The organism is Thalassospira sp. MCCC 1A02898 (genome assembly GCF_001618185.1).
Classification (GTDB): domain Bacteria; phylum Pseudomonadota; class Alphaproteobacteria; order Rhodospirillales; family Thalassospiraceae; genus Thalassospira; species Thalassospira tepidiphila.
In genome coordinates, this window is record NZ_LPXK01000013.1 from 460621 (window position 1) to 473789 (window position 13169).

Annotated in this window: 11 protein-coding genes; 5 read left to right on the plus strand and 6 right to left on the minus strand. The window is 54.4% G+C overall.

The features are described 5' to 3' along the window. The first annotated feature begins 26 nt into the window (after window positions 1–26). Window positions 27–530 carry a universal stress protein gene (locus tag AUQ41_RS18825; RefSeq protein ID WP_008890850.1) on the plus strand — a complete coding sequence of 168 codons (504 nt, stop codon included), beginning with the start codon at window positions 27–29 and terminating at the stop codon, window positions 528–530. A gap of 23 nt (window positions 531–553) precedes the next feature. Here AUQ41_RS18825 and AUQ41_RS18830 read toward each other — a convergent pair whose 3' ends face one another. The 4 genes from AUQ41_RS18830 to AUQ41_RS18845 form a co-directional block, all read right to left on the minus strand. Then, window positions 554–2557, minus strand: a complete 2004-nt coding sequence (locus tag AUQ41_RS18830) for a glycosyltransferase (RefSeq protein ID WP_063089939.1) — start codon at window positions 2555–2557, stop codon at window positions 554–556. Beyond that, window positions 2557–3780, minus strand: a complete 1224-nt coding sequence (locus AUQ41_RS18835; RefSeq protein WP_063089940.1) for an HlyD family secretion protein — start codon at window positions 3778–3780, stop codon at window positions 2557–2559. The genes AUQ41_RS18830 and AUQ41_RS18835 overlap by 1 nt, the downstream gene beginning before the upstream one ends. Window positions 3781–3877: 97 nt before the next feature. Further along, window positions 3878–6334 (minus strand): tetratricopeptide repeat protein, encoded by a 2457-nt coding sequence (locus tag AUQ41_RS18840; protein WP_369813538.1) that lies wholly within the window; start codon window positions 6332–6334, stop codon window positions 3878–3880. Window positions 6335–6574: 240 nt separating this feature from the next. Further along, on the minus strand, window positions 6575–7681 hold the full coding sequence (locus AUQ41_RS18845) for a saccharopine dehydrogenase family protein (RefSeq protein ID WP_255356222.1): 1107 nt from the start codon (window positions 7679–7681) through the stop codon (window positions 6575–6577). A gap of 140 nt (window positions 7682–7821) precedes the next feature. Between AUQ41_RS18845 and AUQ41_RS18850 the strand changes: the two genes are divergently transcribed. From AUQ41_RS18850 to AUQ41_RS18855, 3 genes are read left to right on the plus strand one after another with little or no spacing between them, the layout of a single operon-like run. Further along, window positions 7822–8259 carry an Lrp/AsnC family transcriptional regulator gene (locus AUQ41_RS18850; protein ID WP_008890855.1) on the plus strand — a complete coding sequence of 146 codons (438 nt, stop codon included), beginning with the start codon at window positions 7822–7824 and terminating at the stop codon, window positions 8257–8259. Between the two features lie 46 nt (window positions 8260–8305). Further along, on the plus strand, window positions 8306–8893 hold the full coding sequence (locus AUQ41_RS21255) for a hypothetical protein (RefSeq protein WP_232308464.1): 588 nt from the start codon (window positions 8306–8308) through the stop codon (window positions 8891–8893). Next, window positions 8878–10152 carry an adenylate/guanylate cyclase domain-containing protein gene (locus tag AUQ41_RS18855; protein WP_232308465.1) on the plus strand — a complete coding sequence of 425 codons (1275 nt, stop codon included), beginning with the start codon at window positions 8878–8880 and terminating at the stop codon, window positions 10150–10152. Before AUQ41_RS21255 ends, AUQ41_RS18855 begins: the two co-directional genes overlap by 16 nt. A 113-nt stretch (window positions 10153–10265) precedes the next feature. Here the strand turns inward: AUQ41_RS18855 and ykgO are convergent, their stop codons facing one another. Continuing rightward, window positions 10266–10391, minus strand: coding sequence for a type B 50S ribosomal protein L36 (ykgO, locus tag AUQ41_RS18860; RefSeq protein ID WP_007090004.1), 126 nt, complete (start codon window positions 10389–10391; stop codon window positions 10266–10268). Between the two features lie 161 nt (window positions 10392–10552). Beyond that, entirely contained in the window at window positions 10553–11611 is a 1059-nt protein-coding gene (locus AUQ41_RS18865) for a methyltransferase domain-containing protein (protein WP_232308466.1), read from the minus strand. A 182-nt stretch (window positions 11612–11793) separates the two neighbouring features. Between AUQ41_RS18865 and AUQ41_RS18870 the strand changes: the two genes are divergently transcribed. Continuing rightward, window positions 11794–13149, plus strand: coding sequence for a DnaJ domain-containing protein (locus AUQ41_RS18870; RefSeq protein WP_063089945.1), 1356 nt, complete (start codon window positions 11794–11796; stop codon window positions 13147–13149). The last annotated feature ends 20 nt before the right edge of the window (window positions 13150–13169 follow it).

Below are 13169 nucleotides of genomic sequence, written 5' to 3' on the forward strand. Positions count from 1 at the left end.
AGAGTGCAACTGTTCAGAGAACCCATATGCCTTCTTTTGATGCCGATCAGGAACTTCGCGCGACTTCGAACAGGACATTTCTTGTTGTCGTGGATGACAGCGACGAGATGACCAAGGCATTGCGCTATGCCTGCCGTCGCGCACAACATACCGGCGGTCGTGTCGCCCTTCTGAGCGTCATTGAACCTGCCGAGTTCCAGCACTGGATGGCGGTTGGCGATCTGATGAAGGAAGAAGCCCGTGACGAGGCCGAATCCCGTGTGAACGAACTTGCGGCGTATGTCCATGAACAGACCGGCAGCATGCCGCTTCTGTTCATCCGCGAAGGACGCCTCAAGGACGAATTGCTGAACCTTCTTGACGAAGAAGAACAGATTTCCATTCTGGTCCTTGCCGCAGGCACAACAAGTGAAGGCCCCGGCCCGCTGATCACGGCATTGACCAAAAGTGACACCGTCGGTCAATTGCGCCTGCCATTGACCATTGTGCCAGCCGCCCTTTCCGAAGCCGACATTGACGCGTTGAGCTAACCTCAACCCGCGTCGTTGGCGTCCTAGCTTTTGACAGGACCGCGTCCGAAAATCCGGCGCAACAACGCGCCCCAAAGCGCAAAACTGCCTGCCGGCTTTGATGCGTTATCAATCCCGGTTGTGTAAAGCACACGGATCAGCGCATCGCGTACTTCGCCGGCGGGCTCCGGCGTGAAGTCGAGTGTCAGGACAAGCTGTTTCTGATCATTCACAAAGACCCGCGCCAGTTTGGCTTCCAAGGGCGGCAGTTCTTCAGCATCGAGCTTGATCAATGCCCCCTTCTGGAACCTGTCGCGATCAATATCCGTTGCAGGGCACATCGCGCGTGCGCCGCCCAATGACATATCGGTGATCGTCATATCAAGCGGCTCATCGTCACTTTTCGTCGCGATCTTTGCCCGCAAGCTGGTCGGGAACCGTTCCTGTTGGCGCTGCACCGGGCTTTCAAAGCAAATCAAAATCGCAACAAGCAATGTCAGCGAATTGATCGCGGCCCATAATCCGCCAACGAGCAAAAAGTCGGCGTTATCGATGATCCGGATGTCGGTGTTGATGTTGTAAAAGAACCCGCCAATCGTCAAAACGAACAGCACGCCAAGAATGATTGCCTCAGTCCTGGAGTTCCCAACCCCGGACTGGGATCCCTTGGGCGTAACCTTGAACGGGCGCCCGAATGGCCGGATCAAAGATGACACAACAATTGGAAACAGCCTGAGGGATACCAGCACTGCGGGCCCTTCATTGACGATAGGATAGGCTTGCCTGCCATTGTGCCACATCGCCGTTGCCCAGCCGCCGATCAAAACCGGTAATTGCCAATAGAAAATTTCCCAACTTCGGGCATTTTCAAGCGGTTGCAGGCCAAACCAGAAATAAAAGATCGGGATCATGATCACCAGCAAGCGCGCCGGGATATGAAACACCCAATAGATCGGAAACAGCAAGATCCGCTGCCAAAGCGAAAGCCCCGGCCCCAACGGCCCCGCCTTTAAAAACAATGTTTGAATACCGCCCTGACACCAACGTTCGCGCTGGGTGTGGAACGCAAGAAGGCTTTCAGCCGCAAGACCGATCGACAGTTTTTCATTGAGGTAACGGGTGCGATAGCCTTCGCGCAGCATCTCAAGCGATGTCAGGATATCTTCGGTGATGGATGCGGTCGGCACACCACCGATGGCATCAAGCGCCTTGCGCCGCATGACCATGCAAGATCCACAACAAAACATTGAGTCCCATGCATCAACGGACGGCGCAATATGATCAAAGAACAGCCGTTGCTCATCCGGCCACCGATCGGCAATCCAAAGATTGCGCTGCATCGGGTCCTTGTTGAAGAAATGCTGTGGCGTCTGGACGATACCAATTGTCGGGTCTTCGAAAAATCCGACCACGCGTTTCAGAAAATGGCGATAGGCCACGAAATCTGCGTCAAAAATGCAGACAAGGTCACCACTGGAATGTGCCAGCCCGTTATTAACATTACCGGCCTTGGCATGGGTTCCGTCCTTGCGCGTAAGGTACTTGGCCCCCTTTTCCTTGCAGAAATCACGCAACCAGTCCCGCTTGCCGTCATCAAGCACCCAAACGGTTTTGTTCGGGTAATCAATCGCCAATGCGCCAACAATGCTGCGTTCAAGCACATCAAGCGGTTCGTTGTAACTTGGAATGAAGACATCGACGCTTGGCCAGCTTTCGACTGGTCGGGCGGACAGTCTGGCATAGGCCTGATCGGCTTCGGCACTGCGATCAACGATTTTGCAGTGAATAAGCGACTGACGCAGCATGTCACACAGAAACACGATTTCGATCGCAAACAGGAAAACAATCCACCAGCCCTGAAACGTGGTGAGATCGGCTGGCAAAACTGTTTCGGTGATCCGCCACGGCAAATACCGCGCAATCAGCGCGATCAGGAAAAAGACAACCAGCCAACGCGCCCATAACCGGTCACGACGCAGAAAGGGTGACGCCAGCATCATGACACCGACAACAAGTGCCAGCGGTGCGAATTGCGCCATCGCGTTCATTATGACGGGTCGCTCTCGCCAAACCAGCTATGAAGTCGGCTTGGAATGCTGACTTCGGCACGACGACCAACATTACAGAAGGTCTCAGGACGATCTTCAAAGCCGGAATCGGGAATATTGACGACCAGAAGAACTTCATCCTTCTTAAGCAACGGCGGCAAGGCTGCATATTCAAGTTCCGGCGATACCGCACGGGTGCCGATCACGCCGCTGATGATCCCTTCAAACGTTTCGGGTGATCCTTGCAGGCGAACAGAAACAACCGCCCCGATTTCCATCCGATCAGACAGGCTTTCATCCACCGGAACTTCGATGCGAATGTCCGAACAATCCAGAATTTTTGCCAAGTCATTGTTTTTGGTAACCGTCGCAAGTTCGGTCGCCATTCGCCGCCATATCAGCCCGTCAATCGGGCTGCGCACCAGCATGGATTCGCGACGCCCCGCACGCGCACTTTCATCTCGGAGCTGCTTTTCAAGTGATGCCATGCGCCCGTTGGTTTCGGTCAGTTGCACATTCAAATCGGCAATCGCAAGAACGACTTCGTCAAGACGCTGCTGGGAATATGGCACATCATTTTGCCCGTCCCCGACAAAGACACCTTTTTCAAGCGCCCCGGACTCCTTGCGGTAACGTTCTTCATCTGCGCGTGCGCGCTCGACCTCTTGCTGTGCCTGTTCAAGCAGGCTTTCGGCCTCTTCCACACGCGCCTTGGCAACATGGCCATCCGCCAACAGGGTTTTCTGCCGTGCAAGGCTCAGATCACGTTCCTTAACTACCGACATCCAGCCTTTCTGGCGGGCTGCTGCCTCAAGCATTTTGTAATGCAGGCTTTCCATTGAGCCGGTCACCATTTCACGGACGCGCTCGCCCAGTTCGCGGCGCAGGCCATTCAGGGTCGACAGCTTTTCGACCAACGCCGTTTTTCGTGACCGCAGCAGTTGGTATTCACCATCAAGCTGGGCAAGCAGCGCCTGGGGTTCGGTGTCATCGGTTATTCTTGTCACAATCGACCCGGCCGAAACGGGCTCTCCGACATCCGGGATTGCGCGAACAAGCTGACCACTGATTGGGGCCTGAATGGTCACCAATTTAGCATTCACAACGCCGTTCGGGCGAATATCAGAAACGGTAAGTGGTGCGAGTTGCCAGATCGCAATAACGACAATAGCCAAGGCGACAGTGAGACGGACGATCTGCCCCTTGGAAAAACGCAAGGCCATAAAACTACCTCAACCGGGTCTGGCATCACTGCCATATACAAACATCACCTTAGAATTTGTGAGTCGATTGGGTAGTTTCAAGGTTATCTATCGGAAATTAAATCACTTTATCGGCTGGCATTGCGATTGATCGGTCAAGAAACTGCATATAGGCATCAAAGGATGATTTCTGGCCAAACAGAATGTGCGACCGGCTCTTGATGGCGTGCGAAACGACCGAGCGACGGCGTTTATCGGTAGCAAGCGTCAGGGCCGTGTCGACGAAGTCGGCCGAATGATAGGCAACGCAATCAAAGACCGATATCTGGCGATAACAGGTATGGCTGCGCCGGGACCGCGCAGCATTCCCGGGCAAGGTAACAAGCGGAACACCAAGCCCCAGACAATCAAAGGCAAGCATCGCATCATTCCATGCCGGACTTTCAAGCACGACATCCACAGCACATAAAAGCGACAACAAATCGGACCGGTTGCGCACATTCACAAACCGCATCCGGCCGGCAACATCCGCGTGATTAATGGCAAAGCGGCGTCCCCATGCTGCATCCCAGCTATCGCGTTCTGGCGCAATCAGCAAAAGCTCTGCGGTTTCATCCAGCCGCAAGATTTCGGCAATCAGCGGATCAAATTCGGCCGTCAGGACATCAAGCGGCTGCGGGCACAAATAGGTGTTGCGGTCCTGCGCCAACCGCCAGCGCCGCTGCAACTCCGTTGTCGACATCTCGACAGGTTCGGGCGGGGTGGCATTCACAAACAGACCCGGAAGGCGAACCAGCGTCTCGCTGAAGCGCTTTTCACCGCCGGCTGTTTCCCAATCCTCTGCGATCAAATGGTAATCAATGTTTGAAAGACCACTGGTCGCGGCAATCCCGCCACCTGAAATCTGAAGCGGCGCCAAACGCCAGCTTGCCAGCAACATCGTATAGGCATCCGCCTGCGGATCGACATAATGCAGAACATCAAGACCAAGACCGGCAATCACCCGTGCCGAATGCAACGGATCAAGCGGCAATGGCACGACAAGATCGGCATGTTCGTCAATGCGGGCGGTAATGTCGTCTTCGCCCGTCGGCGGACGGATGATTGTCACATCAAACCGGTCGCGATCAATTGCCTCGGCAAGGCCTTCGATCCAACGCCCCACGCCATTGTCACACATATTGGCCGAAACGATGCCGATCCGGATTTTCCCACCGAGCCGCGTGGCAGATGCACTGACTTCCGGCACATCATAACCGGACACGAGACGTTCCCAGTAATGGCCAACCGCGCGTAACTGTTTGTCACCTTCCGGGCGCAATGCGGCGCGCCACACCGGCGGAAAGCGGGTCAGAACAATGGGATCGATCCGGTCAGAACCGACAAATTCAAGATCCGGCTCAAGCGCGTCTTCATCAAGCGTATCATCAAGAAGATCACGCACAACTTCATCATTCTGGGCCGCAAGATCGGTCGGCACAGGGGCAAACAACAAACGGCGTGCTGTGCGGAACAGCGCGGTATTCTCGCCCGCGGCAATTTTGCGATCTATCCCGCTTTGCAGGACCGATTGTGCAGAGCCAGTGTCGCCTTCTTCGGCCAGTTCGACGGCAAGACGGAAAACCGCGTCATCACCGCCACCGGCCCCGATGGCTGCGCCAAACTGCTCAACAGCCTCGCCATGACGGCCAACGAGACTGAGCGCCTCGCCCATCATCAGCAATAATTGCGGATCTTCCGGACTGTGGGTCAATAGCGGCTCAAGCGCACCAATCGCCTCCAGCCCCTGCCCGACGCGCAAATTAAGCAACGCAAGCGTCCTGCGGGCCTTGGCGTCATCCGGATCAAGGGCCAGAACCTGCCGAAGGCAATGTTGCGCACCGGCAAACTGACCCAGTTGGAAAAGTGCATCGCCATAGGCGGTCAATGCGCGCGGATGACCGGGTTCAAGCGATAGCGCACGACGCAACGGTTCGCTTGCGGAAACTGTGCGCCCCTGATCCAGGCGGATTTGGCCGATCAGAACCAATGCATTGACGATGTCGTCACGCATCTTAAGCGCGGTCAAACAAGACGTCTCAGCGCCTTCGATATCGCCCATTGCATATTGGCAGGCGGCATAATTGGCATGAATTTCGGCGACATCCGGGGCCAGTTCGAGCGCGCGTTCATAATTTTCCCGCGCATCTTCAAGTTCATCAAGCTGGCGATAGGTATTGGCGATATTGCAATAAAGAGCCGGGGCATCCGGGCACAGACGAATGGCCCGCTTGAACGCACCAACTGCGTCGCGCAATTTGCCGATGGCCTTAAGGGCCTGCGCGTGGTCATGCTGAATTTCTGCACTATTGGCATCGGCAATGGCGGCGCGCCCCATACGCTCTGCTGCCAGGGACTGATTACCGTGGCGCATCGCAACGAGACCGGCCAGATGCATTGCCTCTGCGGCCTGTGGGAATGATCGGATCATTCGCTGACAGGATTCTTCTGCCTCTGCGTATCGACCTGCCTCATACAGGTTCAATGCAGAACGGTAGATGTCGGCAAAATCAGACAAGGAATACCTATTACCCAAGAGAAAGCAGATTTCGTCCCACCATAATGTCCAACCGTTAACAAACCACGTCCTTGATGGAATTTTTCAAAACAATTCATGGCGGCGAAGTCATCGCTGTTCTAATCGGTTGTAAGAACACCTTTTTCTGAGAAATCAGGAAAACTTCCCCACATACAGCATTGAAAAATAAAGAAACCCTCCGGAATTTCCTCCGGAGGGTTTCAGCACAAAATATCAAATGTCGATCGTCGGGCGTACTCAACCAGCATGGCTGTAGTATCGACCAAACCGGTTTGCCAGAAAATCTTCCAGCCTGACTTCTTCTTGTCGGACGTAACCGGTTGCCGGCAATTTACCGGTCAGAACCATATCCATCACAGCACACAATCCGGCCGAGGTTGTAATCTGGATCGCAGACCAGTCCATATCGCCAACGCGCGTGCCATGGACCTTGCGAATGAAGCTCTCTTCACAAAGCTCGCCGCGCCGCGTGCCGACAGCATCGGCAAAGATAACGATCACGTCCTGTTTGGTGACTGGCAGGGCATTTTCGAAGATTTGCTTCATCATCTCCGGGCGTTCGCCAAGTCTGAGGTCCTCGATCAGGATTTTAAGAATTTCCTGATGCCCCGGATACCGCACCGTCTTGTAGTCAAGGTTATCAACCTTGCCTTCAAGCATGTCACACAGCGCGCCCACGCCACCCGATGTGTTGAAGGCCTCATACTCCGTACCGTCGATGGTAAAGCGCTCATAGCCTTCGAGGGGCAGCACTTCGACCCGTTTGCCATTCAGGATCGCTTCGCACGGGTTCAGATACTCGTTGATCAGCCCGTCGGTCGACCAGGTCAGGTTATATTTCAAACGGTTGGTCGGATTTTGCGGCAAAGCCCCGACGCGCAAACGAAGCTTGTTTACGTGATCAAATCGCTTGAACAAATCATGAGCCGCGATGGAAATAAATCCCGGCGCCAGACCACATTGCGGCACAAAGGCGCATTGCGCACCCTTGGAAATTTCGCGAATGGCGCGGGTGGTTTCAACATCTTCGGTAACGTCAAAATAGGATGCCCCAACCGCGCGTGCGACACGGGCAATCGCCACGTTCAAAAAGAACGGGCATGTCGACAGGATCGCATCATGCCCTTTGGCAACGTCGGTGAGTGCGGCCTCATCTGTGACATCAACTTTTACCAGGGTGGCTGCGTTGTCTTCGGCACAGATTTCCAGCATTTCGCCACTGGCATCGGCCAGCGTCACCGCATAATCGCCACTTTCATTAAGCATCACCGCAGCAATACGACCAATTTTCCCGGCGCCGAGGATCAAAATCTTTTTCATTTTCTCTAACTCCCGAACGAGCAGACACCTTCACCGTCGATGTCGTACCTGCCCTGATCATGTTTTGTTTTTGCCCAATTATGTTCCGCCGCTGGACGAACGCTTTCAACCCGGCAATACTGTCAAAACACAATAAACCCCCGTCATTTTAATGGGTAAAACCGATGAAACGTCAGATTGATGAAGTTGACCGCCAACTGATCGCACGCCTGCAGGAAAATGCCCGCATTCCTACCGCTGCTCTTGCGCGTGAAGTCGGCCTGTCACGCAGTGCCGTTCAGGAAAGGTTGGAGCGCCTTGAAAAGGCAGAAGTTATCAAGGGTTACACCGTTCAGCTTGGCGATGTGGCAAAGCCCGTCTTGCTGGCAGAAGTCCTGATACAGCTTGAACAAAAGCAGTCGGCGGGCGTGGTTGGCGCGCTTCAGAAAGTCCCGCACTGCATTCGATGCCTTGCGGTTTCAGGCGAATATGACCTTATTGCCGAGGTCGCCGCAAACACGCCCGAGGAACTTGATGGCGTGCTTGACCGGATCGGGGAAATGTCAGGGATAAAACGCACATCAAGCTCAATCATCCTTTCAACAAAGTTCGATCGCCGCTAAGATCGGCGCGGGGTTGGGGAAAACCTCTTTTCTGGAAGAAAACCGATTGAAATCAAAACGCAGATATTCAGTCCTTTCTGTACTGCTTGCCGGTTTTATCGCCACCAGTGTCTTTGGCGTCGGACTATCCCTTTATGTCGGTCTTGGAACAGCCTATGAAAACACCCGCAATCTGTGGGTGATGCTGGCTGATGTTGACCTGACATCAGTGCAGCGCACCATGCACGAACGCATGGACGAGGTCGAACAACGTTCTGACTGGGTCGCAGAACAGGTTGCCAGTGGCGCACTTGATCCAAGTTTTCAATATGGCTGGACCAGCACAATGCGCGCACTTGCGGCGGCAGACATGGGTGTGATGGCCTATGGGCTTGTGACCGGGGAACGTGAATTTATCGGCTTTAATCCCGAAGACATGAGTGACATCCGAAGAACCCTGCCCGAAGACGACATGCTGTTTTCCGAGCTTGCGCATATCCGCGGTCCTGTAAGCAACCGCACGGGCTATCCCCGTTGGGACCCCTATTTTGACCGCACCGTCCTGACAAGCTCTGGGTACCGCTGTTTTATGACGGGCAGTATCTGGGAACGTTCATTCAGTATCTGTCGCTGTCAAATTTGTCGGAAAGCCTGATCCGCGGGCGCGAAGATTTGCCAGGCACGCCCTTTGTCCTGATTGGCGGCAATCGGGTCATGGCCCATCCTGGATTGCGCAACTGGGGGGAGAAAACGTCAACCGAGCTGGTTAATGGCGACGACATCGCACGCAGCCCGATTCCCCTGCCCACCATTCATGACATTGGCGACCCTGTTCTTGCCAACATCGGAAAATCCGAAAGCATCCGGCTTGATCCCGATGACGAACGCCACAATAGCGGCATTCGCCTTTCAGGGCTTGAGTACAACGATCGCTATCACCTGATCGTCACGCGCCAGGTTCAAACCGCACCAATTTCACCGGTCGTAATCGGCATGTATTTTGACCAGGAATTATTTGACGATGAGTGGGACAGACTGGTTCTGGCCTCTGTTCTTGGCGGTGCTGTCTTTATCCTGTCGGTGATCGTTGCCATCGTCCTGTCGCGACACTTCACCAAGCCGATCCGCCGGTTTGCCAGTGCAGCGCGCGCCTTTGAAGACGAAGACATCGCATCAATCGATGTGCCGCAACTCAAAGGCAGCCGCATTCGCGAATATGACGACGCCGCGCGATCATTCAATCACATGATGATGGCGGTACATGATCGTGAACGCATTACCAGCCTGTTTGGTAAGTTCGTGCCGCAATCCATTGCCAAAAAGCTTCTGGCATCGGGCAATGATTCCGGCGTTCTGCCGCCACAAACGTCCGAAGCCACCGTCCTTTTTGTCGATATCGTCGGTTTCACTTCGATGTGCGAAAGCCTTGATCCGAAACAGATCATTGCAATGCTTAATGACTATTTCGACTGTGCGACGCAGATCATCGAACGCCATGGCGGCATCATCACCCAGTTTCAGGGCGATGCGATCCTTGCGGTCTATAACGTGTTTGATGATCTAAAAAACCACGCAGATGCCGCTGTCGATAGCGCCATTGCCCTGCAAAGCGAAGTCGAAAAGCGCAAGTTCGAGGGTCTTGAGTTAAAGGTTCGCTGTGGTGTGAATACCGGACCGATGGTTGCCGGGAATGTCGGCGCGAAAGCCCGTCTGTCATTCACTGTTCACGGGGATGCCGTCAATACGGCGTCACGCCTTGAACAGGAAAACAAGGTTCTGGGAACACAAATCCTGATCTCGGAGACAACCCGCAACCTGCTGGCTGATCCTGATCGTGTTGCCAAGGCAGGCGATGTGCTTTTGCGCGGACGTCATACCAAGACAGAGCTGTTTACAACCCGGCCCGACAAATAAGCAAAGGGGGCACTCGCTGCCCCCTTCATCATTCAAGGAATACAAATAACAAAACGCCGCATTGGATAAACCGATGCGGCGTTTTGTAAAACCGTAGAACAAGGTACCGGGAATTAACCCTGGCGCGCCTTGAAACGCGGGTTCTTTTTATTGATCACGTATACGCGGCCACGGCGGCGCACGATACGGCAGCCTTTTTCCCGCAGCTTCGCGGATTTCAATGAGTTCCGGATCTTCATAATCTTAAACCTTAGAAACTTGGCCCCTTCGAGGAAGCCGGAAAATAGAAGTACGACATGCCCCTGTCAACACCTAAAACAGGTTGCGGCGACAGAAAGTGGAACAAATCCCCTCTGCGTCGCCAGCAGCAGTCTCGGCTCAGGATCTTAAACCTGAGCACTCAGTTGATCGTTGCGTAGAACCGATAAAAGGCCAGGCTGCCATTTTCAAGCATTTTTACGCGATTCATCCACATTTCCATCTCTGGCTCCAGATAATCCATGATATCGGGGTCCAGACCGGCTTTCTGGATGTCTGAAAGCATCGTCATCCACGCCAGTTTGATATGCTTCAGGTGCGTTTCCGACTCATCCTTGGCAATACGGATATCGAATTTCAGCTGACCAAGACGGGATTTGTACTCCTGTGCTGTCCACGGAAACAGCTCTTCACCTTCAAGCCTGGCCCAGTTCGCCAACTCATTTTCATCAAGATCACGCGTCAGAACATAATCCGTAACCAGAAGCTGCCCGTGATCGCGCAGCGTCTCGGCCAAAGCTTTGAGAAAGGTTTCCTTTTCCGGGATCTTATAAAGCTCGCCATAGGAATAAACGACGTTGAAATAGCCCTTGCGAAGCTCTGGCTGAAGCGGGTCAAGCGTTTGAACCGGGACTCTCTTTTGAACACCGGCCTGAACAGATCGCTCCATGCCCAGAAGCGCAAGCTCGCCGTCCGGCTCCAGCGCCGTCACCCAAACGCCAAGACGATCCGCCAGCAAGCGGGCCACACCGCCAAGCTTTGCACCGATTTCAAGACAACTGAGTGTTTCATCAAGTGCCAGCGGCTTGGCAAGCTCTAGGGCGTATTCATGACCGCCCGGCATCATGATCCCGTGATCAAACAGCTTGTCATAAAGCCGGATACGATCCGGCGGCCAGCGCCCGATTTCGTCATCAAGCGCAAGTTCACTGAGCTCCGGCTCGACCGGACGGGCAAGCCAGACACGCATCTTGCGCAACCAGTCGGCATAGGCATCGATTTCAAGCTGCAGAAGATAGTATTCAACAGGGTCGTCGTACCCTTCCCACTTCGCGCGCATCCGCGTGCCGAAATCAAGGTGATGTCCCGGCGGCATTTCGAATTCGGGTGCCTCGCCTTGGGCGACGCCAACGGAACCTCCGCCCTTTTCGGGCGCATCACCATCCGCATCAGACTTGCGTTGCCAAAATTTCAGTTTCAAGGCGTTTACCTGTTTGTTCGCATCGCGTGCACTTGCGATTCCTGAAAATATGGCAATTAGCCAAAAGTGACAACGTGTTAAGATTTCCAGCATATGATTGCACCGCGAAATACAATCGATAAAATTGTCGTTTGCTGGATTACTGCGCTGACAAGCATGCCTGACAGGAATTTTCATTCATCATGAACACCGACAACCTCGGCATTTATTATCGCATGCTGAACATTGCGCCGGGGGCGAGCGCAAAGGAAATCAAACTGGCCTATCGTAAGCTGGCCTTTGAATTTCATCCGGACCGCAACACAGACCCGGACTCCGAGGACAGGTTCAAGGACATTACCGAAGCCTATGAAATCCTGATTGGCGAACGCAAACCGCCCAAACAATCAGGCAATGCGCCCTCGGGAGCCCAAAAGTCCTCCACTGCCAGCAACGGGACATCGACCGCTTATGGCCCGAATGCAGCGGGTCCGCAAAACGCGAACCGCCAGAAACAGGGCTTTGCCGGCGCAGGGCGCAAACAGGAAAAAGCCAAAGAAACTGCCGAGGAAAAGTTTGCCCGCGCCAATCAGGCCTACCGCGAACAGCAGGCCAAGGCCAATGCGCGCAAAAGCAACATTCATCCAGGCGCGCGTCGCCACAAAGGCAAAAAGACCGAACCCAATGCACAAGGCTTTATTCAGTGCGCGGTCACAGGCGTGGTATCAGCCCAACCGCGTCAGGTCGAATTCAAGGTCGTGCGCGGTTTTCTGAATTCCTGCAACATTGAAACCATCACCGCCAACCTCGCCCCCAAGGGCGCAAAGCGCATGGCACTTAAGGCCAGTTTCAAGACCTGGCTTCGGGGCTTCTGGGGGTGGAAGAGCTTTTTGCCGGCCTGGAAGGCGATTGTTGGCAACATGCGCGGCGGCACTTTCCCGCCGGAAGGCAACGCCAAAATGCTGTTTACCCAAGCCAATGCATTTGAACGGTCTGGCAACAAGCCGCTTGCACGCGCAGTTCTGATGCAGGCGCTTGATTTCATCGGCTCAAACCGCTCTGCCCTTGCTGAACAGGTGCGCGCAACCCAGCGCCGCCTCGATGACGGACAACCGCCACGGCGCGTTCGTGACGAGTGGAAGCGTGCGGGCATGTTCGATGCCCTGCTCCATCTTAGCCCGCTGTTTTTGCTAATCTTTGCCGCCCTGATTGCCTTTGGCCCCGGCCAGGGATTTGTCACCCGTGACATCCCAGAACTGGTTGCCCGCCAAGGCACGGAAATCACCCGTCAGGTCAAGGACCTGATTGGTGAAGAACGCGAACCCTATTATGTCGACCGCGAACTTTTAAACCTTCGCGACGGCCCAAGTGTAAATGACACCATCATTCGCCGCCTGACCCGCTTTGAAACTGTCTATGTCGCAGGCGACAGTCAGGGCTTCTGGATCGAAATCGAAACCAGCATTGGTGAAAACGGCTTTGTGAACCTTGACGCACTGGTTCCGGGAAATGGTTCTGATGCCCGCGATGCGTGGTGTGCTGAAAACAAATGCGACTGACCGGTTTCCCGATCAGTCGC

Coding starts and splice junctions, on each gene's coding strand:
- AUQ41_RS18825 (WP_008890850.1), top strand. CDS start 27: ATGCCTTCTTTTGATGCCGATCAGGAACTTCGCGCGACTTCGAACAGG.
- AUQ41_RS18830 (WP_063089939.1), bottom strand. CDS start 2,557: ATGAACGCGATGGCGCAATTCGCACCGCTGGCACTTGTTGTCGGTGTC.
- AUQ41_RS18835 (WP_063089940.1), bottom strand. CDS start 3,780: ATGGCCTTGCGTTTTTCCAAGGGGCAGATCGTCCGTCTCACTGTCGCC.
- AUQ41_RS18850 (WP_008890855.1), top strand. CDS start 7,822: ATGAAACGTCAGATTGATGAAGTTGACCGCCAACTGATCGCACGCCTG.
- ykgO (WP_007090004.1), bottom strand. CDS start 10,391: ATGAAGATCCGGAACTCATTGAAATCCGCGAAGCTGCGGGAAAAAGGC.
- AUQ41_RS18870 (WP_063089945.1), top strand. CDS start 11,794: ATGAACACCGACAACCTCGGCATTTATTATCGCATGCTGAACATTGCG.